Source organism: Salmonella sp. 3C (assembly GCF_025426275.1).
Taxonomy (GTDB): Bacteria; Pseudomonadota; Gammaproteobacteria; order Enterobacterales; family Enterobacteriaceae; genus Salmonella; species Salmonella enterica.
In genome coordinates, this window is sequence record NZ_CP104858.1 from 1,402,890 (window position 1) to 1,423,290 (window position 20,401).

Annotated in this window: 16 protein-coding genes; 4 read left to right on the plus strand and 12 right to left on the minus strand. The window is 52.7% G+C overall.

All coding sequences use genetic code 11. From position 1 onward, the window contains the following. Nucleotides 1-8 precede the first annotated feature (8 nt). From N7E69_RS06740 to asd, 7 genes are all read right to left on the minus strand, one after another. The gene (locus N7E69_RS06740; RefSeq protein WP_000724553.1) at nt 9-764 is read right to left on the minus strand and encodes an IclR family transcriptional regulator; all 756 of its coding nucleotides are present in this window, start codon (nt 762-764) and stop codon (nt 9-11) included. A gap of 177 nt (nt 765-941) precedes the next feature. Beyond that, a complete protein-coding gene (gene glgP / locus N7E69_RS06745) occupies nt 942-3,389 on the minus strand; it encodes a glycogen phosphorylase (RefSeq protein WP_000993424.1) in 2,448 nt (815 codons plus the stop codon). Between the two features lie 19 nt (nt 3,390-3,408). Further along, nucleotides 3,409-4,842 carry a glycogen synthase GlgA gene (gene glgA, locus N7E69_RS06750; RefSeq protein WP_001197669.1) on the minus strand — a complete coding sequence of 478 codons (1,434 nt, stop codon included), beginning with the start codon at nt 4,840-4,842 and terminating at the stop codon, nt 3,409-3,411. Then, a complete protein-coding gene (glgC, locus tag N7E69_RS06755) occupies nt 4,842-6,137 on the minus strand; it encodes a glucose-1-phosphate adenylyltransferase (RefSeq protein WP_000253990.1) in 1,296 nt (431 codons plus the stop codon). Before glgC ends, glgA begins: the two co-directional genes overlap by 1 nt. Nucleotides 6,138-6,151: 14 nt before the next feature. Continuing rightward, nucleotides 6,152-8,128: a glycogen debranching protein GlgX gene (glgX, locus tag N7E69_RS06760; RefSeq protein WP_000192485.1), complete on the minus strand. Its 1,977-nt coding sequence runs from the start codon at nt 8,126-8,128 to the stop codon at nt 6,152-6,154. Continuing rightward, nucleotides 8,125-10,311, minus strand: a complete 2,187-nt coding sequence (glgB, locus tag N7E69_RS06765; RefSeq protein WP_000098546.1) for a 1,4-alpha-glucan branching enzyme — start codon at nt 10,309-10,311, stop codon at nt 8,125-8,127. Before glgB ends, glgX begins: the two co-directional genes overlap by 4 nt. A gap of 347 nt (nt 10,312-10,658) precedes the next feature. Further along, nucleotides 10,659-11,765, minus strand: a complete 1,107-nt coding sequence (gene asd, locus N7E69_RS06770; protein ID WP_000799940.1) for an aspartate-semialdehyde dehydrogenase — start codon at nt 11,763-11,765, stop codon at nt 10,659-10,661. A gap of 126 nt (nt 11,766-11,891) precedes the next feature. Between asd and N7E69_RS06775 the strand changes: the two genes are divergently transcribed. Next, nucleotides 11,892-12,272 carry a MarC family protein gene (locus N7E69_RS06775; protein ID WP_001675843.1) on the plus strand — a complete coding sequence of 127 codons (381 nt, stop codon included), beginning with the start codon at nt 11,892-11,894 and terminating at the stop codon, nt 12,270-12,272. Here N7E69_RS06775 and gntU read toward each other — a convergent pair. The 5 genes from gntU to N7E69_RS06800 all read right to left on the minus strand — a co-directional run bounded on the left by gntU (nt 12,189) and on the right by N7E69_RS06800 (nt 17,179). After that, entirely contained in the window at nt 12,189-13,529 is a 1,341-nt protein-coding gene (gene gntU, locus N7E69_RS06780) for a gluconate transporter (RefSeq protein WP_000105954.1), read from the minus strand. The genes N7E69_RS06775 and gntU overlap by 84 nt on opposite strands. Then, on the minus strand, nt 13,526-14,059 hold the full coding sequence (gene gntK, locus N7E69_RS06785; protein WP_000108344.1) for a gluconokinase: 534 nt from the start codon (nt 14,057-14,059) through the stop codon (nt 13,526-13,528). The genes gntU and gntK overlap by 4 nt, the downstream gene beginning before the upstream one ends. A gap of 138 nt (nt 14,060-14,197) precedes the next feature. Beyond that, a complete protein-coding gene (gene gntR / locus N7E69_RS06790; protein ID WP_000730239.1) occupies nt 14,198-15,193 on the minus strand; it encodes a gluconate operon transcriptional repressor GntR in 996 nt (331 codons plus the stop codon). Between the two features lie 129 nt (nt 15,194-15,322). After that, nucleotides 15,323-16,018: a pirin family protein gene (locus N7E69_RS06795; protein WP_000639789.1), complete on the minus strand. Its 696-nt coding sequence runs from the start codon at nt 16,016-16,018 to the stop codon at nt 15,323-15,325. 123 nt (nt 16,019-16,141) lie between these two features. Continuing rightward, the gene (locus N7E69_RS06800; protein ID WP_000172394.1) at nt 16,142-17,179 is read right to left on the minus strand and encodes an oxidoreductase; all 1,038 of its coding nucleotides are present in this window, start codon (nt 17,177-17,179) and stop codon (nt 16,142-16,144) included. 466 nt (nt 17,180-17,645) lie between these two features. On the opposite strand from N7E69_RS06800, the gene yhhY reads away from it, so the two are divergent. The 3 genes from yhhY to N7E69_RS06815 all read left to right on the plus strand — a co-directional run bounded on the left by yhhY (nt 17,646) and on the right by N7E69_RS06815 (nt 20,390). Next, complete coding sequence (gene yhhY, locus N7E69_RS06805; protein WP_001290278.1) at nt 17,646-18,134, plus strand: N-acetyltransferase; 489 nt, start codon at nt 17,646-17,648, stop codon at nt 18,132-18,134. A gap of 264 nt (nt 18,135-18,398) precedes the next feature. Continuing rightward, complete coding sequence (locus N7E69_RS06810; RefSeq protein ID WP_000667443.1) at nt 18,399-19,613, plus strand: PfkB family carbohydrate kinase; 1,215 nt, start codon at nt 18,399-18,401, stop codon at nt 19,611-19,613. Nucleotides 19,614-19,628: 15 nt separating this feature from the next. Next, complete coding sequence (locus tag N7E69_RS06815) at nt 19,629-20,390, plus strand: glutamine amidotransferase (RefSeq protein ID WP_001066509.1); 762 nt, start codon at nt 19,629-19,631, stop codon at nt 20,388-20,390. Nucleotides 20,391-20,401 lie beyond the last annotated feature (11 nt).

Consider the following 20,401-nt stretch of genomic DNA (forward strand, 5'->3'; position numbering starts at 1 on the left):
TTTTTATTTCAGCACATCAGACGCGTCAGGCTACGGCTGGCATCCATCATCAGCGTAGCAAGCGACTCGCGTTTATCATCGGGGATCTGGAACGTAACGCCGGATACGCTCAGGGCGGCGATCACTTTCCCCTGCGTATTGAATACCGGCACCGCAATGCAGCGCACGCCAAGGGAGTCTTCTTCGTTATCATAACCCCAGCCGCGACGGCGAATTCCTGCTAACTCCTGCTTAAGGATATTCACATCTGTGATCGTCGTATCCGTAAAACGCGTTAATATCTGATCTGGAGGCAGCAACTCCTCCAGCTCTTCCCCGCTAAGCCATGCAATCAGCACCTTCCCCAGCCCTGAGCTATGTAATGAGAGGCGCTTGCCCTCCCAGCTTCGAATCACAATAGCCTGTGGGCTTTCGACTTTCAGAAGATAAATGGGGGCATCGCCCTCCAGAACGCCAAGATGGCAGGTCAGGCCGGTGTTATCGCGAATCTCTTCAAGAATCGGTAACGCGATTTTTTTAATGTCATACTGTTCCGCCGCTTTATTACCTAATTCATACAGGCGTAGCCCCAGATAATACTTGTCTTTTTCCTGGCGTAATAACCCATGCTCCACCATGCCGTTGAGCAAAGATGAGGTACTGCTTTTCGCAATCCCTGAATTTTGATGGATCTGGGTAAACGTTGCGCCATCGCACTCCAGAAGGTAAGCAAATACGCGCATAATTTTATCGAGAGCCGGAATAGATGTCGTAATCTTTTTCATATTATTATCAATTAATTATGGATTTTTCTGCTAATACTATACACCAGTACTCAACCCTTTTTCCATGACAGAGACCAAGTGCCGCTAACAGATTCAGCAGACGAATATCGGCATACCCCCCGAATATACCACGATAAAAAACGGGGCCGTTTGGCCCCGTTCTCAAGCGTTAAACCGCTACAACCGCACCGGATCAATATGCCAGATATTTTCGGCATACTCTTTGATGGTTCTGTCCGATGAGAAGTAGCCCATATTGGCAATGTTGAGCATCGCTTTCGTCGTCCATTCTTCCGGGCGACGATACAACTCATCCACCTTATCCTGGCAGTCCACGTAGCTGCGGTAGTCCGCCAGCACCTGATAGTGATCGCCAAAGTTAATCAGCGAATCTACCAGATCGCGGTAACGGCCTGGCTCTTCCGGATTAAAGACGCCGCTACCAATCTGCGTCAGTACCTGATGTAGCTCTTCATCTTTTTCATAATAGTCGCGAGGCTTATAACCCTGCCTGCGCAACGCTTCCACCTCTTCTGCAGTATTACCGAAGATAAAGATATTCTCCTCGCCGACATGCTCCTGCATCTCTACGTTCGCGCCATCCAGCGTGCCAATGGTGAGCGCGCCGTTCAGGGCAAATTTCATATTACTGGTGCCGGAAGCTTCTGTCCCTGCCAGCGAAATCTGCTCAGACAGGTCGGCAGCGGGAATGATCACCTGCGCCAGGCTGACGCTGTAGTTCGGGATAAACACTACTTTCAGCTTGTCGCCAATCTGCGGATCGTTGTTAATCACTTTCGCCACGTCGTTGATCAGATGAATAATGTGTTTTGCCATGTAATAGGCGGAAGCCGCCTTACCGGCAAAAATATTCACCCGCGGCACCCAGTCGGCCTCCGGATTTTCTTTAATGCGGTTATAGCGGGTAATGACATGCAGTACGTTCATCAACTGCCGCTTGTATTCGTGAATACGCTTAATCTGCACGTCGAATAACGCTTTAGGGTTCACCACCACATTCAGTTGTTGCGCTATCACTACCGCCAGCCGTTTTTTATTTTCCAGCTTCGCCTGACGCACCGCATGATTGACCAGCGGATAATCACAATGCTGCTTCAGCTCGCTGAGCTGACTAAGATCGGTACGCCAGGTACGACCAATATTCTCATCCAGCACGTCAGAAAGCGGCGGGTTTGCCAGCGCCAGCCAGCGGCGCGGCGTAACGCCGTTAGTGACGTTACAAAAACGGGTCGGAAAAATCTTCGCAAAATCCGCGAACAGCGACTGCACCATCAGGTTGGAATGGAGTTCAGAAACGCCGTTGACTTTATGGCTGACCACCACCGCCAGCCAGGCCATCCGTACCCGGCGGCCGTTCGACTCATCAATAATCGACGCGCGTCCAAGCAGGCTGGTATCGTTGGGATATTGCTCCTGCAACGTTTTAAGGAAATAGTCGTTAATCTCGAAGATAATCTGCAGGTGACGGGGCAGAATTTTCCCCAGCATATCGACGGGCCAGGTTTCCAGCGCCTCGCTCATCAACGTATGGTTGGTGTAAGAGAAGACCTGACAGCACACCTCAAACGCGTCGTCCCAGCTAAATTTATGTTCATCAATCAGCAGGCGCATCAGCTCAGGAATTGACAGCACCGGATGCGTATCATTGAGGTGAATGGCGATTTTATCCGCCAGATTCTCATAGGTTTTATGCAGTTGATAATGACGGTGCAGGATATCCTGCACCGTCGCCGAGACCAGAAAATACTCCTGGCGCAGGCGTAGCTCTCGTCCGGAATAGGTGGAATCGTCCGGGTAGAGCACCCGTGAAACGTTCTCAGAGTGGTTTTTATCTTCCACCGCCGCAAAGTAGTCGCCCTGGTTGAATTTACCGAGGTTGATTTCACTACTGGCCTGCGCATTCCACAGCCGCAGTGTGTTAGTGGCGTCGGTGTCGTAACCGGGGATGATCTGATCATACGCGACGGCCAGAATCTCTTCCGTCTCAATCCAGCGCGCTTTTTTACCTTCCTGCTGAATGCGCCCGCCAAAAAGCACCTTATAGCGTGTATTGTGGCGCTTGAACTCCCACGGGTTGCCATATTCCAGCCAGTAATCCGGAGACTCTTTTTGCCGCCCGTCGACAATATTCTGCTTAAACATGCCGTAATCGTAGCGAATGCCGTACCCGCGGCCCGGTAATCCTAGCGTCGCCAGCGAGTCCAGGAAGCAAGCCGCCAGCCGTCCTAAGCCGCCGTTGCCAAGCCCTGGGTCATTCTCTTCATCGATCAGCTCTTCGAGATCTAAGCCCATGGCCTCCAGCGCGCCTTTAACGTCGTCATAAATGCCCAACGAGAGCAGCGCGTTAGAGAGAGTACGACCAATCAAAAACTCCATCGACAGGTAATAAACCTGCCGGGTTTCCTGCGATAATTGGGCTCGATTAGAACGCAGCCAGCGCTCCACCAGACGATCGCGCACCGCGAACAACGTGGCGTTCAGCCATTCGTGTTTATTGGCAATGACCGGGTCTTTACCAATCGTAAACATCAGCTTATAGGCAATAGAATGCTTAAGCGCCTCAACGCTGAGTGTGGGCGATGCATAAGTAAACGGAGCATTCATATAAATGATTCCTGGATGACTATTTCAAGCGATAGTACAGCTCGCGGTATGATTTCGCGGCAACTTGCCAGCTAAAATCCATCGCCATCGCCTGCCGTTGTACAAACCGCCAAAGCGAAGGCCGTGACCACAACACAAAAGCACGCCGAATCGCGCGTAGCAACGACCAGGCATTACTGTCTTCGAAGACAAAACCGCTGGCGATACCGTCCGCCAGATTTTCCAACGAACTGTCGGAGACCGTATCGGCCAACCCCCCGGTACGCCGCACCAGAGGCAGCGTGCCATACTTTAAGCCATATAACTGCGTTAAGCCGCACGGTTCGAAACGACTGGGCACCAGAATAACGTCCGCGCCGCCCATAATGCGATGCGAGAAAGCTTCGTGATAGCCGATCTGTACGCCAACCTGCCCTGGGTGTTCCGCCGCCGCCGCGAGGAACCCTTCCTGAAGCACCGGATCGCCCGCGCCGAGTAGCGCCAACTGCCCGCCCTGCTCCAGCAGCCCCGGTAACGCCTCCAGCACCAGATCCAGACCTTTCTGGTTGGTCAGACGGCTTACCACGGCGAACAGCGGCACTTTGTCGTTAACCTTCAACCCCATCGCAATTTGTAGCTGACGTTTGTTTTCCGCCTTCTCTTCCAGGGTATCGCGCGTGTAGCGCGACGCCAGCAGCAGATCGGATTCCGGGTTCCAGATCTTCTCATCCACGCCGTTCAGTATGCCGGACAAGCGCCCTTCCAGATGACGCTGACGCAGCAGGCCTTCCATACCATAAGCAAACTGCGGTTCGGTAATTTCACGCGCATAGGTCGGGCTCACCGCCGTAATATGGTCGGCATAGTACAAACCGGCCTTCAAAAAGGAGAGTTGTCCGTTGAACTCCAGCCCATGCATATTAAAGAATGACCACGGCAGTTCGATGTCATCCATATGCTTTGCATAAAACATGCCTTGATAGGCCAGGTTGTGTACGGTAAAGACCGATTTCGCCGGCCGCCCGCGCGCCGCCAGATAGGCGGGCGCCAGCCCGGCGTGCCAGTCATGGGCGTGCACCACGTCGGGGCGCCAGAATGGATCAAGTCCGCAGGCCATTTCACAGCCGACCCACCCTAACAGGGCAAAGCGCAGCACGTTATCGGTATAGGCATATAAATTCGTATCGTGATAGGGACTGCCTGGACGCTCGTACAGATGCGGCGCGTCGATCAGATAAATGCCCACGCCGTTATAATGCCCGAACAGCAGCGATATCTTACCTGCGAAAGTATCGCGGCGGCTCACCACATGCGCGTCGGGTATCCCCCGACGGATATCGGGAAACCCTGGAAGCAGAACGCGAACATCAACACCATCCGCAATTTGTGCCGCAGGCAACGCGCCTATCACATCCGCCAGCCCCCCAGTCTTCAGCAGGGGGAACATCTCTGAACATACATGTAAAACCTGCATTATCGCTCCTGTTTGACCTGCAGTTTGCGCAGCATTTCACGCGTGACCAGTACAATACCTTCTTCTGAACGGTAGAAACGACGAGCGTCCTCTTCCGCATTTTCACCAATCACCATGCCTTCCGGGATAATACAGGCACGGTCAATAACACAGCGACGTAAACGGCAGGAGCGCCCTACCCAAACCTCAGGTAACAACACTGCCGAATCAATATTACAAAAAGAATTTATTCTCACCCGTGGGAAGAGCACAGATTGCACCACCACCGAACCGGAGATAATGCAGCCGCCGGAGACCAGCGAGTTCAGCGTCATACCGTGGCTACCGGAGCGGTCCTGCACGAATTTCGCAGGCGGTAGCGATTCCATATGCGTACGGATAGGCCAGTTCTGGTCATACATATCCAGCTCCGGCGTCACCGAGGCTAAATCCAGGTTCGCCTTCCAGTAAGCTTCCAGCGTACCTACATCGCGCCAGTACGGTTCGGCTTGCGGATCGGACTGCACGCAGGAGAGCGGGAAAGGATGCGCGTAAGCCATACCTTCGCGGGTGATTTTGGGGATAATGTCTTTACCGAAATCGTGGCTGGAAGCGTCATCTTTATCGTCTGCCGCCAGCAATTCATACAGGTAATCGGCGTCAAAAACGTAAATGCCCATACTGGCCAGCGATTTGCTGGCGTCACCAGGCATTGCGGGGGGATTCGCCGGTTTTTCGACAAAATCAATAATCTTGTCGCTTTCATCGACCGCCATCACGCCGAACGCCGTCGCCTCTTTGATCGGCACCGGCATACAGGCCACCGTGCAACGCGCGCCCTTTTCAACGTGATCGATCAACATACGCGAGTAGTCCTGCTTGTAGATATGATCGCCTGCCAGGATGACGACATATTCCGCTTTATAGCGACGAATAATATCCAGGTTCTGGGTCACCGCGTCTGCCGTGCCGCGATACCAGTTTTCGCCCTTCATACGCTGTTGAGCTGGCAGCAGATCGACAAATTCGTTCATCTCTTCGCTAAACAGTGACCAGCCGCGCTGAATATGCTGCACCAGCGTATGGGACTGATACTGAGTGATCACGCCGATACGGCGAATCCCGGAGTTCAGACAATTAGATAAGGCGAAATCGATGATGCGGAACTTCCCACCAAAGTGGACGGCTGGTTTGGCGCGTTTGTTCGTTAAATCTTTTAGACGCGTGCCACGGCCGCCGGCCAGGATTAGGGCAACAGATTCCAATGGCAGCTGGCGCGCCAACATTACACGATCGTTCTTCTCTAAACTCACCATGATTAACTCCTTTTTTATCCTCTCTGGAACACACACAGTCCATGCGCAGGTCCCTGCCAGACCGCCGTTATCACCGGATTATCCTCTCCAGCGAATGGGGGAACGGCGCGCCATTCCCCTTCGGGTAAAACTATATCTGTCACCTCAAGCGTGGCATTTATCGCTATCAGAAAACGGTCCGACAACAGAATTTGCATCAGCTTAGGCCCGTTTTGCCACTCATCCGCACTCAAGGGTTGCGCGTTTTTATTCAGCCAACGCACGTTGCCATCGCCCTCTTCCCACCAGCTATTGCCGGTTAAAGCCGGTATCTGCTGACGCAAACGAATCAGCGCGGCGGTAAACGTGGTTAACCCACGATTTGCCTGCTGCCAGTCCAGCCAGGTTAAGGCATTATCCTGACAGTAGGCGTTATTGTTGCCGTGCTGGCTATGGCCGTGTTCATCGCCTGCCAGCAGCATCGGCGTTCCCTGAGAGAGCAGTAGCGTCGCCAGCAGGGCATGAATGCTGTCGCGCCGCCGCTCCATTAAATCAAGCGGACCGCCTAATCCTTCTTTACCATGATTGTCGCTGTAATTGCTGTTGGTGCCGTCGCGATTTTCCTCACCGTTCGCCTCATTGTGTTTCTGATTGAAACAGACGCAGTCCCGGAGCGTAAAACCGTCATGCGCCGTGAGCAGATTGACAGAGGCGCCGGGCGCGCGGCCATTGCGTTTAAACACATCGCTGGAAGCGGCGAAACGACAGGCAAACTCCCCGGTCGTCAGGTTACGCGGCAACCAGAATCGGCGGGCCGCATCGCGAAAATGATCGTTCCACTCGGCAAACGGTGGCGGAAAATTCCCGACCTGATAGCCGCCCTCGCCAATATCCCACGGTTCAGCAATCAGCTTGACCGTTGATAACACAGGACACGCTTTAATCGCGGCAAACAGCGGCGCATCCTGGCGAAACGTCGGCGTGCGCCCCATGACGGACGCCAAATCAAAACGAAAACCATCGACATGACAGGTTTCCACCCAATAGCGCAAACACTCGCACGCGTATTCCACCACGCCGGGATGGCTTAAATTGAGCGTGTTGCCGCACCCCGTCCAGTTGTGATAATCGCCATCGTCCCTTATCCAATAATAGCTACGGTTATCAATTCCGCGCAGGGAGAAGGTTGGACCGTCCAGATCCAGCTCGGCGCTATGGTTTAATACGATGTCCAGAATGACCTCAATCCCCGCGCGATGCAGCGCTTTCACCGCATCGCGAAACTCGTCCAGCGCCATCTCGGGCGAACTGGCCCAGGCGGGATGCAGCGCGAACATCGCCATCGGGTTATAACCCCAATAATTGGTCAGCCCCATACGTTGCAGGCGCGGCTCGCTGGCAAACTGCGCCACCGGCAACAGTTCCAGCGCCGTAATGCCAAGCTGTTTGAAGTACGCCACCATGACCGGATGACCGAGCGCTTTATAGGTGCCGCGTATCTCCTGGGGGAGTTCCGGATGCAGATAGGTAAGCCCTTTGACATGCGCTTCATAGATGACCGTTTTTCCCCACGGCGTGCGCGGCGCGGCGTCATCTTCCCAGTCATAATGGTCGCTGATTACCACACTTTTCGGCGCCACCGCCGCGTTATCGCGGTAGTCCGGTTCATCGTGTCCGCCGTGCAACAGCGGATGATCTTTTAGTTCGCCCTCGACCCGGCGCGCATAAGGGTCAAGCAGTAACTTCGCCGGATTAAACCGATGCCCCTGCGCTGGCTGCCACGGGCCATGTACGCGATAGCCATAGCGCAAACCTGGCCTGGCGCCTGCCAGATAACCATGCCAGACATCGCCGCGACGTCCTGGCAGGTCATAGCGACGCTCATTCCCTCGGGAATCAAAAACGCACAGCTCTACGCGCTCCGCATGAGCGGAAAAGAGCGTGAAATTCACGCCATGACCGTCATACGTTGCGCCATGCGGCGTTGCTTCGCCGATCGCAAGCTGCGTCATTCCCCCTCCCGCATCAGCCAGATCGTCGCCAACGGCGGTAACGTCAGGTTAAGAGAGTGCTGACGACCATGGCTTTCGATCTCATCGCTGTGCACCACGCCGCCATTGCCGGTGTTGCTACCGTGATAATGCATCGAATCCGTATTGAGAATTTCACGCCAGCGTCCCGGCTGGTTGATGCCAAAGCGGTAGTCGTGGCGAGGAACGGGCGTAAAGTTGCTGGCGACGATGATCTCGTTGCCGGCTTTATCACGGCGTACAAAAATCAGTACCGAGCGTTCATTGTCATCGACCACCAGCCACTCAAAGCCGTAAGCATCGAAATCCAGCTCATGCAACGCTTTATGGTGGCGATAGGTGTGGTTGAGATCGCGCACCAGACGCTGAACCCCGTGGTGCCAGTTATCGCCCCCCTCCAGCAGGTGCCAGTCGAGGCTGGCGTCATGGTTCCACTCGCGTCCCTGGGCAAACTCATTCCCCATAAACAGCAGTTTCTTGCCGGGGAAGGCCCACATCCAGCCATAATAGGCGCGCAGGTTGGCAAATTTTTGCCACGCATCGCCCGGCATACGATCGAGAATGGATTTCTTGCCGTGAACCACCTCATCGTGCGACAGCGGCAGAACAAAGTTTTCGGTATGGTTGTACAACATACCAAAGGTCAGCTTGTCGTGATGATACTGGCGGTACACCGGGTCCAGCTTCATGTAGTCCAGCGTGTCGTGCATCCAGCCCAGATTCCACTTGAACCAGAACCCCAGGCCGCCCGTTTCCGGTGGACGCGTCACGCCAGCGAAGTCTGTCGACTCTTCCGCCATGCTGACCGCGCCGGGCACCTGCTCGCCAATAATGCGGTTGGTATTGCGCAGAAACTCAATGGCTTCCAGGTTTTCACGACCGCCGAACTCGTTCGGTATCCACTCGCCCTCTTTGCGGCTGTAGTCGCGGTAGATCATAGAGGCCACCGCATCGACACGCAGCGCATCAATCCCAAAACGCTCCATCCAGTACAGGGCGTTACCCACCAGATAATTACTGACTTCACGACGACCATAGTTGTAGATCAGCGTATTCCAGTCCTGGTGATAGCCCTCGCGCGGGTCGCTGTGCTCATAGAGGTGGGTGCCGTCAAACTCCGCGAGGCTAAATTCATCGGACGGGAAATGGCCCGGCACCCAGTCGAGAATGACGTTAAGGCCCGCCGCATGGGCCGCATTGATGAAATAGCGGAAGTCGTCCCGCGTACCAAAGCGGCGGGTCGGCGCGTAGAGGCCGGTCGGCTGGTAGCCCCAACTGCCGTCAAACGGATGTTCGTTAACCGGCAAGAGTTCAAGGTGCGTAAAGCCCATCCATTTGGCGTAAGGCACAAGCTGATCCGCCAGCTCACGATAGCTCAGCCAGAAATTGTTATCCGTATGGCGGCGCCATGAACCTAAATGCACCTCATAAATCGAGATCGGCGCATCAAACTGATTGGCTTTTTGTCGTTCTTCGCTTGGCGTCACTTTCTCCGGCAGTCCGCAAATCATCGACGCCGTTTCCGGACGCATCTGTGCCTCAAAAGCATAGGGATCGGCTTTAATGCGCAGATTACCGTTCGCATCAAGCAGCTCGAATTTATACAGTTGTCCATTATGCGCGCCGGGGATAAACAGCTCCCAAATACCGCTCTCTTTGCGCAGACGCATCGGGTGGCGACGCCCATCCCAATAGTTGAATTGCCCGACAACCGAAACGCGACGAGCATTAGGCGCCCAGACGGAGAAACGGGTGCCGGTGACGCCATCCATCGTATCGGCGTGCGCGCCCAGCGTTTCATAAGGACGCAGGTGGGTGCCTTCCGACAATAGCCAGGCATCCATTTCCTGTATTAATGGACCAAAACGGTAAGGATCGTCGATGAGGTTCTGCTGTCCGTGCCAGGTCACGGCGAGCTGATAGCGAAAGAAATTTTTACGTCGGGGTAAAACGCCGCAGAAAAAACCGCGAGCGTCGAGACATTCCAGTTTGCCGACTTTACGTCCGGTTTTGGGTTCAATCACCCATACGTCGGTGGCGTCAGGTAATAGGGCGCGGACTTCTAGTCCGGCTTGGGTCTGGTGCATTCCGAGTACGGAAAAAGGGTCCGCAAAATGTCCTGCAATTAGCGCATTAATCACGTCTCTATCGATACGACTGGACATGGTTTGTCATCCTGTTTTGTGGCGTCACTCCATCTCACTGAATTCAACATCAGGTAGTGACACTTCTTTGACCTGAACGGCGCAGCACACTGTGCATCCTATCTGCGTCGTCCTACCTTCAGGTTAGGCTTAATACCCGTGGGATTAAGCTACCCTTAAAGAATAGCCAATGCTCTGCTTAACTCCTGATAAAAATGAAACATCTGCGTTTACTCCTGTATTACGCAAAAAAAAGGGTGACGATGCACCCCTGGTTTAACACAAATTCCCCCGCCGGATGGCGGCGCTAACGCGCCTTATCCGGCCTACAGAACCACACGCAGGCCCGATAAGCGCTGCAATAGCCACTACGCCAACTGGCGCAGCATTCGACGCAGCGGCTCGGCGGCGCCCCATAACAACTGGTCGCCTACGGTAAACGCCGACAAGAACTCTGGCCCCATGTTCAGCTTACGCAGACGACCAACCGGCGTAGTCAACGTGCCGGTCACCGCCGCCGGGGTTAATTCGCGCATAGTGATATCACGATCGTTCGGTACCACTTTCGCCCACGGATTATGTGCCGCCAGCAGTTCTTCCACCGTCGGAATGGATACCTCTTTTTTCAGCTTAATGGTGAACGCCTGGCTGTGACAGCGCAGCGCGCCGACGCGCACACACAAACCATCAACCGGGATCACAGAGGCAGTATTGAGGATCTTGTTGGTTTCCGCCTGGCCTTTCCACTCTTCACGGCTCTGGCCGTTATCGAGCTGTTTGTCGATCCAGGGGATCAGGCTTCCCGCCAGCGGTACGCCAAAGTTATCAACCGGCAGCTCGCCGCTGCGGGTCAATGCCGTAACTTTGCGTTCAATATCAAGAATTGCGGAAGACGGCGTCGCCAGTTCATCGGCGACATGGCCATACAACTGACCCATTTGGGTTAACAGCTCGCGCATATGGCGCGCGCCGCCGCCGGAGGCGGCCTGATAGGTCGCGACGGATACCCAGTCAACGAGATTATGGGCAAAGAGACCGCCCAGCGACATCAACATCAGGCTAACGGTACAGTTACCGCCCACAAAGGTCTTCACGCCATTGTTCAGGCCGTCGGTAATCACGTCCTGGTTGACCGGGTCGAGAATAATAATGGCATCATCTTTCATGCGCAGCGTAGAAGCCGCGTCAATCCAGTAACCCTGCCATCCGCTTTCGCGCAGCTTTGGATAAATTTCGTTGGTATAATCGCCGCCCTGGCAGGTCACGATGATATCGAGCGCTTTTAGCGCATCCAGATCAAAAGCGTCCTGTAGCGTGCCGGTGGAGGTGTCGCCGAAGGTGGGCGCCGCCTGTCCAAACTGGGAGGTAGAAAAGAAAACAGGGCGAATAGCGTCGAAATCGCGCTCCTCTACCATGCGTTGCATGAGAACAGAGCCGACCATTCCGCGCCAGCCGATAAAGCCAACATTTTTCATAGCGTTTTTTTCCTGCAAAGAGATGTGCTGTATATGCGCGCCAGTATCCTGTGGCGCATCCTTCACCATACAAAAAGCAGCCAAAGTCGCAAGTGAAATTAATCAATGATAGCGAAGCCATCAGTAATGCGACTTATCCTGCCTTATCGCGCAAGCAGAAAGTCCAGTGGCGATTATCAGGGAATTTGCGTTAGGAAGGGAATCATTTCCGTCGCTGTTTTATTGATCCTAATTATGGATCAGCGTAGAAATTTTCCTGCTTTTATGCGCGTACTGAAACATGGCGAGGCAAAATGTCGTTGGGCGATTGCCATGCACACCTCAATAAAAAAACCGGGTAGCGATTACGCCTTACCCGGCTTACGGTGTCGATATGTGCCCGTTTCCAGGCCCGGTAAGCACCGCGCCACCGGGCAACAAGACTCAGCTCAGCAGTTGGAAAGCAATCATCCCGACAATCGCGCCGACCGTACCGAGGATAGTTTCCATCATCGTCCAGGTTTTTAACGTCTGCGCTTCGGTCGCGCCGGTAAATTTACCGAACAGCCAGAAGCCGGCGTCGTTAACATGAGAAACCACAATTGAACCGCCGGCGATACAGATAGAGAGCGCCGCCATCTGCGCGCCGGAGAAATTCAGTCGCTCAATGACCGGCATCACCAGACCGACCGCGGTTAAACACGCCACGGTCGCGGAACCCTGAATGATGCGCACCGCCGCCGCCAGCACAAAGCAGGTAATGGCAATCGGCAGTCCCATGCCGGTTAACGCTTCGCCCAGCGCCGGGCCGACGCCGGAGTCAACCAGTACCTGTTTAAATACCCCGCCTGCGCCAATCACCAGCAGAATAATGCCCGCCGGTTGTAGCGCGTGGCCGCAGATTTCCATCACTTTGTCTTTCGGCATCCCCTGGCGCATCGCCAGGCCGTAAATCGCTACCAGACAAGCGACCAGAATCGCAGTGAAGGGGTGGCCGATAAACTCAAACCATTCATAAGCGGTGGAACCTTCCGGCACAAAGCGCGCGGCGATCGTTTTCAGTCCTACCAGCACCAACGGCAGCAGGATCAGCGACAGGCTGAAGCCGAAAGAAGGCATTTTGCCTTCGCCCAGATGCGGCTCGGTAATGTCGTCAGGAATACTCAGCTCAACGTAACGGCTGATAAAATTCCCCCACAGCGGCCCGGCGATAATCATGCCAGGAATGGCGGCGCACAGCCCAATCAGGATCATCCAGCCGAAATCAGCATGCATCTGGGAAGCCAGCAGCATCGGCGCAGGCCCAGGCAACAAAAACGCCGCGGCTGCCGCCACGCCCGCAAACAGCGGAATGACCAGCTTCACCAGGTTTGTGCCGGTATGACGCGCCATAGAGAACGCCACGCTTATCAGCAGCACAATCGCCACTTCAAAGAATAGCGGGAGCGCGCAAATCAGCCCGGCAAGGCCAATCGCATAGTGCGCGCGGTTATGGCCAAAGGATTTAAGCATCTTGACGGCTATCTGATCGACCGCGCCGGTTTCATGCAGAATCTTGCCGAACATCGCCCCCAGCGCGACCACAATCGCCAGGAATCCCAGCGTGCCGCCCATCCCTTTTTCCATGGTCGCGGCGATTTTATCAAGCGGCATCCCTGAAAAAAGCCCCGCGCCCATCGAGACGACCATTAACGCGACGAAGGCGTGCATACGCGCCTTCATCACCAAAAACAGCAGCAGTAAGACGGAACCGACGGCGGTTAAAACCAGTGTTAATGTACTCACAGCGTACTGCCTTTATTGATGACCTCAATGGTGCTCGCCACGACGCCTTCCAGCGGCTGGTCGATATCCACCACCAGAACATCGCGTTCGTCGGCACCCGGCTCTTGCAGCGTTTCAAACTGCGTCACCAGCATCTGGGTTTTGAAGAAATGGCCTTTGCGCGCTTTCAGACGGCTTTCAATGACGTCGAAATCACCTTTCAGATAGATAAAGGAGAGGTTCGGGTTTCCCTTGCGCAGCAGGTCGCGATAGTGTTTTTTCAGTGCGGAACAGACGATCAGCGAGATTTTATTGGTTCGCTGCATCGCGAAAGCGGCGTCGTTCAGCGCCTGTAACCACTGTTTGCGGTCATCATCATTCAACGGCTCGCCGGAAGCCATTTTTTCAATATTGCAGCGCGGATGCAGAAAATCGCCGTCCAGAAACGCGGCATGAAGCTGATGCGCCACGGCGCTTGCGACAGCGGATTTACCGCTGCCTGATACGCCCATCAGAACGTAAACGTGGTGATCATGATTAGTCGTGCTCAAAGCGGGCCCCCACTCTACAAGTTGCAAAATTTGTTACGGGTAACTGTTATCAGTAACATTGTCCAACCGCACCATTCACGACGCAATGACCATTCGTGCCAAAAGTGAATAAGTGTGAGCTACTTCAAAGTTGTCAGACTAAATAGATCCGCCCGGTGACAAGGTGAAACCTAAATCTAACATTTTCGGCGTGACCGTTTCGCCGCGAATGCGGGCTAACAAACGTTCCGCGCCAATGCTGCCCATTCGCTCGCGCGGCGTCAGGACGCTTGCCAGACGCGGTTCCATCACCTGGCCGATGTCATGACCGTGGAACCCGGCGATCGCCATGTCGTCCGGGATTTTTAGCCCCAGGCGCTGGCATTCGAAGGCCGCCCCCACCGCCAGGTCATCGTTGGTGCAAAAAATACCGTCAAGCTGTGGGTATTCGCGTCGCGCCTGGCGCATGAGTTCGATACCGGAAGAGTAGGATGAAGATTGCTCCATCATCACACTGTAAGGAACCAGACCGGCGTCCCGCATCGCCTGTTCATAGCCCTTCTGCTTGATGATAGTACGTTCGTCGAGGCGCGCCCCCAGATAGGCGATATGACGATGACCACGCGCGATAATCGCGGCGGTCATCTGACGGGCGGCCTCGAAGTTGTCAAAACCGACGGCAATATCGAGACACGGCGACTGGCTGTCCATCAGTTCCACCACCGGAATCCCGGCGACTTCGATCATTTTTAAGGTGCGCGGCGTATGGGTACGCTCAGTGAGGATCAGGCCGTCGATATTCCAGGAGAGCATCGATTCCAGGCGCTCCTGCTCCATCTCCGGTTTATAGCCGTAGTGCGCCAGCATGGTTTGATAACCATGCGCGTCGGTGACAGCCTCAATGCCGCGTAACACTTCCGCAAAGACCTGGTTGGTTAAAGACGGCAGCAGAACGCCAATGGCGCGGCTGGTGGCGTTGGAAAGAATGTCAGGCGCGCGATTAGGAATGTACCCGAGCTCATCAAGCGCAGCCGCAATTTTACCCCGCAGCGCGACGGAGACCTGCTCCGGATTACGCAAAAAACGGCTGACCGTCATTTTGGTCACGCCCACACGGTCGGCTACATCCTGAAGTACGGGTCTTTTCTTTTTCATCGTCCTGAAAGGTATAAAAGGGATAGATTTGCCCAGTTTACCACGGACGTGCGGAATTAATGACAAACGATGAAAAGCCGGATGGCAACGCTTTCGCGTCTTATCCGGCCTACAAAAGGTTACAGCACGTTAGACTGGCGGCAGGTCAAACAGTAACACTTCGCTGTCGCTGTCGGCATGAATCGAGATTGCCTGCTCATCCCAAATCGCCAGGCCATCGCTGGTGGTGGCTTTAGTACCGTTAATAGTCACGTTACCTTTTACCACCTGTATCCAGACGCGGCGCTCAGCGGCAATCTGATGCACCGACTGCTCATCTTTGAGCAGCGCCCAGCGGTACAGCTCCATATCCTGGTGGACCTTCAGCGAACCATCGCGAGCATCTGGCGAAAGCACCAGTTGCTTGCCCTGCGCGGCGTCGAAGCGACGCTGTTCGTAGCGCGGCGTGATGCCGGTTTCTTGCGGAATGATCCAGATCTGGTACAGCCGCAGACGATCCGTTTTGCTCGGGTTGTACTCGGAGTGGCGAACGCCGGTCCCGGCGCTCATAATCTGGAATTCACCGGCCGGAACCTGTTCTTTATTGCCCATACTGTCCTGGTGTTCTACGGCACCTTCCAGCACATAGGTCAAAATTTCCATGTCTTTATGCGGATGCGTGCCGAACCCCTGGCCTGCGTCGATCACATCGTCGTTAATCACACGCAGCGCCGAGAACCCCATAAAGTTCGGATCGTAATAATCGGCAAAAGAAAAAGTATGCCAGGAGTCAAGCCAGCCATGATTCGCATGACCGCGGTCGTTTGCTTTGCGTAAGTAGATCATTGTGTTCATCCCCAGATGTTTTCGATGGAATAAGTGTGGACTCATTCCGTCCGGGATCATAGAGGGTGAAAACTGACTCCTCTGTTCAAAAAATATGAATAAGCGCAGAGGAGTCTGTAAGGGCTATTTAGCGAGGGTTATCGTCGCAGGCGATGCCTGTTCGAAAGCACGCTCGAGGATTTCCAGGTTGGTAAGAACTTCAGATTCCTTGACGTAATTAGGCATACCGACGGTCAACGTCTGGTACAGCGCATCATAGACGCGACCATAGTCACCCGTTTCCGGTTTCACCTCTTCTTTCACGGTCACGCCGTCATCGTTAACATATTCCAGCACGCCGACGGATTCGTCAGCGGCGAAACCGGGTTCACCGGGCATAATGTTCGCTTTCAGGCTGGTTTCTTGTTGATCGATACCGTATTTCACAAACGAACCTTTGGTGCCGTGAACAATAAACTTCGGATAGTCAATTTTCACCAGATGGCTGGTTTTAACGATAGCCTTCAAATCGCCATAAAACAGTTGCGCTTCAAAGGTGTCATCCGGATTCGCTTTATTACGCAGGCTACGAATGTCATACGCGACATGATCCGGACGGCCAAATAGCGAAATAATTTGATCCATGGTGTGGACGCCAAGTCCATAGAATGCGCCGTCCTGCGGCAGGCCCGGTTTGGTTTCTGCTACCGGGCGGTAATAATCGAAATGGCTTTCAATTTCGACAATCTTGCCCAGTTTCCCGCTCTCAATCGCTTTTTTAGCAGTAAGAAAACAGGAATCAAAACGCCGATTCTGATACGGCGTGACGGTCAGTCCTTTGCTTCGCGCCAGGTCGAACAACACTTTTGCCTCCGCCAGCGTCGGCGTGAAAGGTTTCTCAACCAGCACATTTTTACCCGCTTCCAGCGCGCGTTTAGCGTATTCGAAATGGCTGTCAGCATGCGTACAGACGATCACCAGTTTTACCTGCGGATCGCCCAACACCTCATCCAGATCGCTGGTGAAGTGAATATGCGAATACTGCGGCGCCTGCTCTTCCGGTTTAGCGTGACGACGGAAAATATGCGCGACATGCCAGGTATCTTTCCGATTCAGAACATAGGGGAGATGGTAACGGGTGGTACTTTTGCCGAATCCAATAAATGCGCAGTGTAAGGTCATGAGACGATCCTTTTGAAGATGATTGTCTACACCATAGCGTAAAGCGTGAGGAGACTGAATGTTGGATTCTTTGCCGGATGCGGCGTTGCCTTTTTGGGCCTACAAAAGCAGATGCCTCAAGATCGGCCGTCGGCGTCGCGGTCAGTTTGTTCACGGCAAGCGCGCAGGGCCCGGAGCGTACTAAATGTACGTGAGGAGCACGAGCACTTCCCGGGGACAAAATAACAAGTAAGCCAGGCTGAAACAAAACCCAAAAAAAAGCCAGCAAAAGCTGGCCAAAATAATACTGGAAGCAATGTGAGCAATGTCGTGCTTTCAGGTTCTCCGTAGGGGTTCCCCTGAATGCAAGGCAATAATAATCATTCTCATTCGCAGTTGTCTACTTCTTTTTGCAAAAAAATGCGGTTGACGGAATTTTCTTTCTCAGCGAGTGTAAATACACAATTAACCCTGCAGGAGATAAGGAATGAGTGAAATAGTGATACGCCACGCTGAACCGAAAGATTACGATGCCATTCGTCAGATCCACGCCCAGCCGGAGGTGTACCACAACACGCTACAGGTTCCTCATCCTTCCCTCGAAATGTGGCAGGCGCGGCTAACCGAGCAAGCCGGGGTTAAACAACTGGTTGCCTGCATTGACGATATTGTCGTTGGCCATCTTTCTATTCAGGTCACCCAACGTCCCCGTCGCAGCCACGTGGCCGATTTTGGTATCTGCGTGGATGCCCGGTGGCACAATCGCGGCATTGCCAGCGCGCTGATCCGCACGATGATCGACATGTGTGACAACTGGCTGCGCGTTGACCGTATCGAGTTAACGGTGTTTGTTGATAACGAGCCCGCCGTGGCGGTGTATAAGAAGTACGGCTTTGAAATCGAAGGCACTGGTAAGAAATACGGCCTGCGCAACGGTGAGTACGTTGATGCGTACTTTATGGCGCGCGTGAAATAGCGCTTCCCCGCCCCACCCTGTGGGGCGAAACGTCACAAACCTTCACAACATTCCAGTTATTGCAACCTACTTCCCCTATATCAAAACAATAACCATCTGAATTTCATGGTTATTACCACTTTAAGCTTTATCACCGTTTTTTCCGTAATTTTAGCAAAATTAATATTACATTTTTGTTTTTTTTTGGTTTCTGCCATCACTTTATGGTGACAATCACAACAATATACCCCTCCCGGGACTAATTTAACCACGGTGAGGTAAAAAATGAAATTTGAACGCCATCATAGAATATTGAAGGAACTCAGTATTTCGGGAGTTGTAAAAGTTTCAAATCTGGCGAAAAGTCTCAAGGTAACAAAGGAAACTATTCGTTCAGATCTCAATGAACTTGCCGGACAGGGATATCTTACTCGCTGTCATGGTGGTGCATTTATTACCCTTGATTCTCTTGATAACGTCGCAAAAAATGAAATTGCTTATGTGCTGGAAAAATATGAATCAGCGCAGAAAATAAAAAAAGGTCTCTCTGCCATGAAAAATAATGTATGTGTTATTGGCTCGTTCAATGTTGATATTATCAGTTATCTACCGAGATTACCCTCAACGGGAGAATCATTGCTGGCCGATAAATTTATTTTTTCACCCGGCGGTAAGGGATGTAATCAGGCATTAGCAGCAAGCTATGCCGACTCTGATGTGCATTTTATTACTAAAGTCGGCTCAGACCATTTTAGCGATTACGCCATTAATTTTATAAACTCATCAAAAATCCATAAAAGTGTTATCTACCAGACCAAAGAAACACAAACAGGTACAGCAACCATCATGGTGAATGGAGATACCGGAGATAACGTCATCGCTATCTACCCTGGCGCCAACATGACAATTTCCCCTGATGAAATCACCATTCAGAAAGAAGCCATTGTTCATTCAGATATTGTTCTTGTCCAACTGGAGACGAATTACGAAGCGCTGCAGCAAACAATTCGTCTCGCACAAAAAAATGACATACCGGTCATCATCAATCCAGCGCCATACAATGACATGGTTAACACCATCATTGATAACATTGACTATATTACGCCAAATGAAACGGAAGCAGGCCTGCTGGCCAATATGGCGGTTAATGATATCGAATCAGCCAAATGCGAGGCCAAAATTATTCATCAGAAAGGCGTCAAAAATACCATTATTACATTAGGTAGCAAAGGTTCGCTTGCTTATGATGGCACACAATTCATCTATTCCCCGGCATTTCCGGCAGTTGTAAAAAATACGGCGGGAGCGGGTGACGCTTTCAATGGCGCCCTCGCATCTGGTCTTGCAAAAGGAAAGTCACTGGCATCCGCATTGTGCTACGCCAGCGCATTTGCCTCACTTGCGGTTGAAACGCCTAATGCCTCTGATATGCCGGAAAACGACTCCGTTCTTCATCGTATTCAGGGTTCACATTACAAACAAACTATCTCTACTCACTAAATCAAGGAGCAGACTATGAACAATACGCAGAAAAAACTAAAGGTGCTCTTTATTGGAGAATCCTGGCATATTCATATGATTCATTCAAAAGGTTATGACAGTTTCACCTCCAGTAAATATGAAGAAGGCGCTACATGGTTACTGGAATGCTTGAGGAAAGGCGGCGTTGATATTGATTACATGCCTGCCCACACGGTACAAATTGCCTTTCCAGAGAGTATTGACGAATTAAACCGTTACGATGTGATTGTTATTAGCGACATTGGTAGTAATACCTTCCTGTTGCAAAACGAGACATTTTATCAGCTAAAAATAAAACCAAACGCTCTGGAGTCCATTAAAGAGTACGTCAAAAATGGCGGTGGACTACTCATGATTGGCGGTTATCTGTCATTTATGGGTATTGAGGCAAAAGCCAATTATAAGAACACCGTTCTTGCTGAGGTTCTGCCAGTTATTATGCTTGATGGCGATGACCGGGTAGAAAAGCCAGAGGGTATCTGTGCTGAGGCTGTCTCACCTGAACATCCTGTTGTTAACGGGTTCTCAGATTATCCAGTATTTCTTGGATATAACCAGGCCGTCGCCAGAGACGATGCCGATGTCGTATTAACAATAAATAATGACCCATTGTTAGTGTTCGGTGAATACCAACAGGGTAAAACCGCCTGCTTTATGAGTGACTGCTCCCCACACTGGGGAACCCAGCAGTTTATGTCATGGCCATTTTATACCGACCTGTGGGTCAACACGCTTCAATTCATCGCCAGAAAATAAAAAACAATGGA

Bases quoted from the DNA above. Each gene is read 5' to 3' on its own strand.
- N7E69_RS06740 (WP_000724553.1), bottom strand. From the start codon at position 764: ATGAAAAAGATTACGACATCTATTCCGGCTCTCGATAAAATTATGCGC.
- glgP (WP_000993424.1), bottom strand. From the start codon at position 3,389: ATGAATGCTCCGTTTACTTATGCATCGCCCACACTCAGCGTTGAGGCG.
- glgA (WP_001197669.1), bottom strand. From the start codon at position 4,842: ATGCAGGTTTTACATGTATGTTCAGAGATGTTCCCCCTGCTGAAGACT.
- glgC (WP_000253990.1), bottom strand. From the start codon at position 6,137: ATGGTGAGTTTAGAGAAGAACGATCGTGTAATGTTGGCGCGCCAGCTG.
- glgX (WP_000192485.1), bottom strand. From the start codon at position 8,128: ATGACGCAGCTTGCGATCGGCGAAGCAACGCCGCATGGCGCAACGTAT.
- glgB (WP_000098546.1), bottom strand. From the start codon at position 10,311: ATGTCCAGTCGTATCGATAGAGACGTGATTAATGCGCTAATTGCAGGA.
- asd (WP_000799940.1), bottom strand. From the start codon at position 11,765: ATGAAAAATGTTGGCTTTATCGGCTGGCGCGGAATGGTCGGCTCTGTT.
- N7E69_RS06775 (WP_001675843.1), top strand. From the start codon at position 11,892: ATGCGACTTATCCTGCCTTATCGCGCAAGCAGAAAGTCCAGTGGCGAT.
- gntR (WP_000730239.1), bottom strand. From the start codon at position 15,193: ATGAAAAAGAAAAGACCCGTACTTCAGGATGTAGCCGACCGTGTGGGC.
- N7E69_RS06795 (WP_000639789.1), bottom strand. From the start codon at position 16,018: ATGATCTACTTACGCAAAGCAAACGACCGCGGTCATGCGAATCATGGC.
- N7E69_RS06800 (WP_000172394.1), bottom strand. From the start codon at position 17,179: ATGACCTTACACTGCGCATTTATTGGATTCGGCAAAAGTACCACCCGT.
- yhhY (WP_001290278.1), top strand. From the start codon at position 17,646: ATGAGTGAAATAGTGATACGCCACGCTGAACCGAAAGATTACGATGCC.
- N7E69_RS06810 (WP_000667443.1), top strand. From the start codon at position 18,399: ATGAAATTTGAACGCCATCATAGAATATTGAAGGAACTCAGTATTTCG.
- N7E69_RS06815 (WP_001066509.1), top strand. From the start codon at position 19,629: ATGAACAATACGCAGAAAAAACTAAAGGTGCTCTTTATTGGAGAATCC.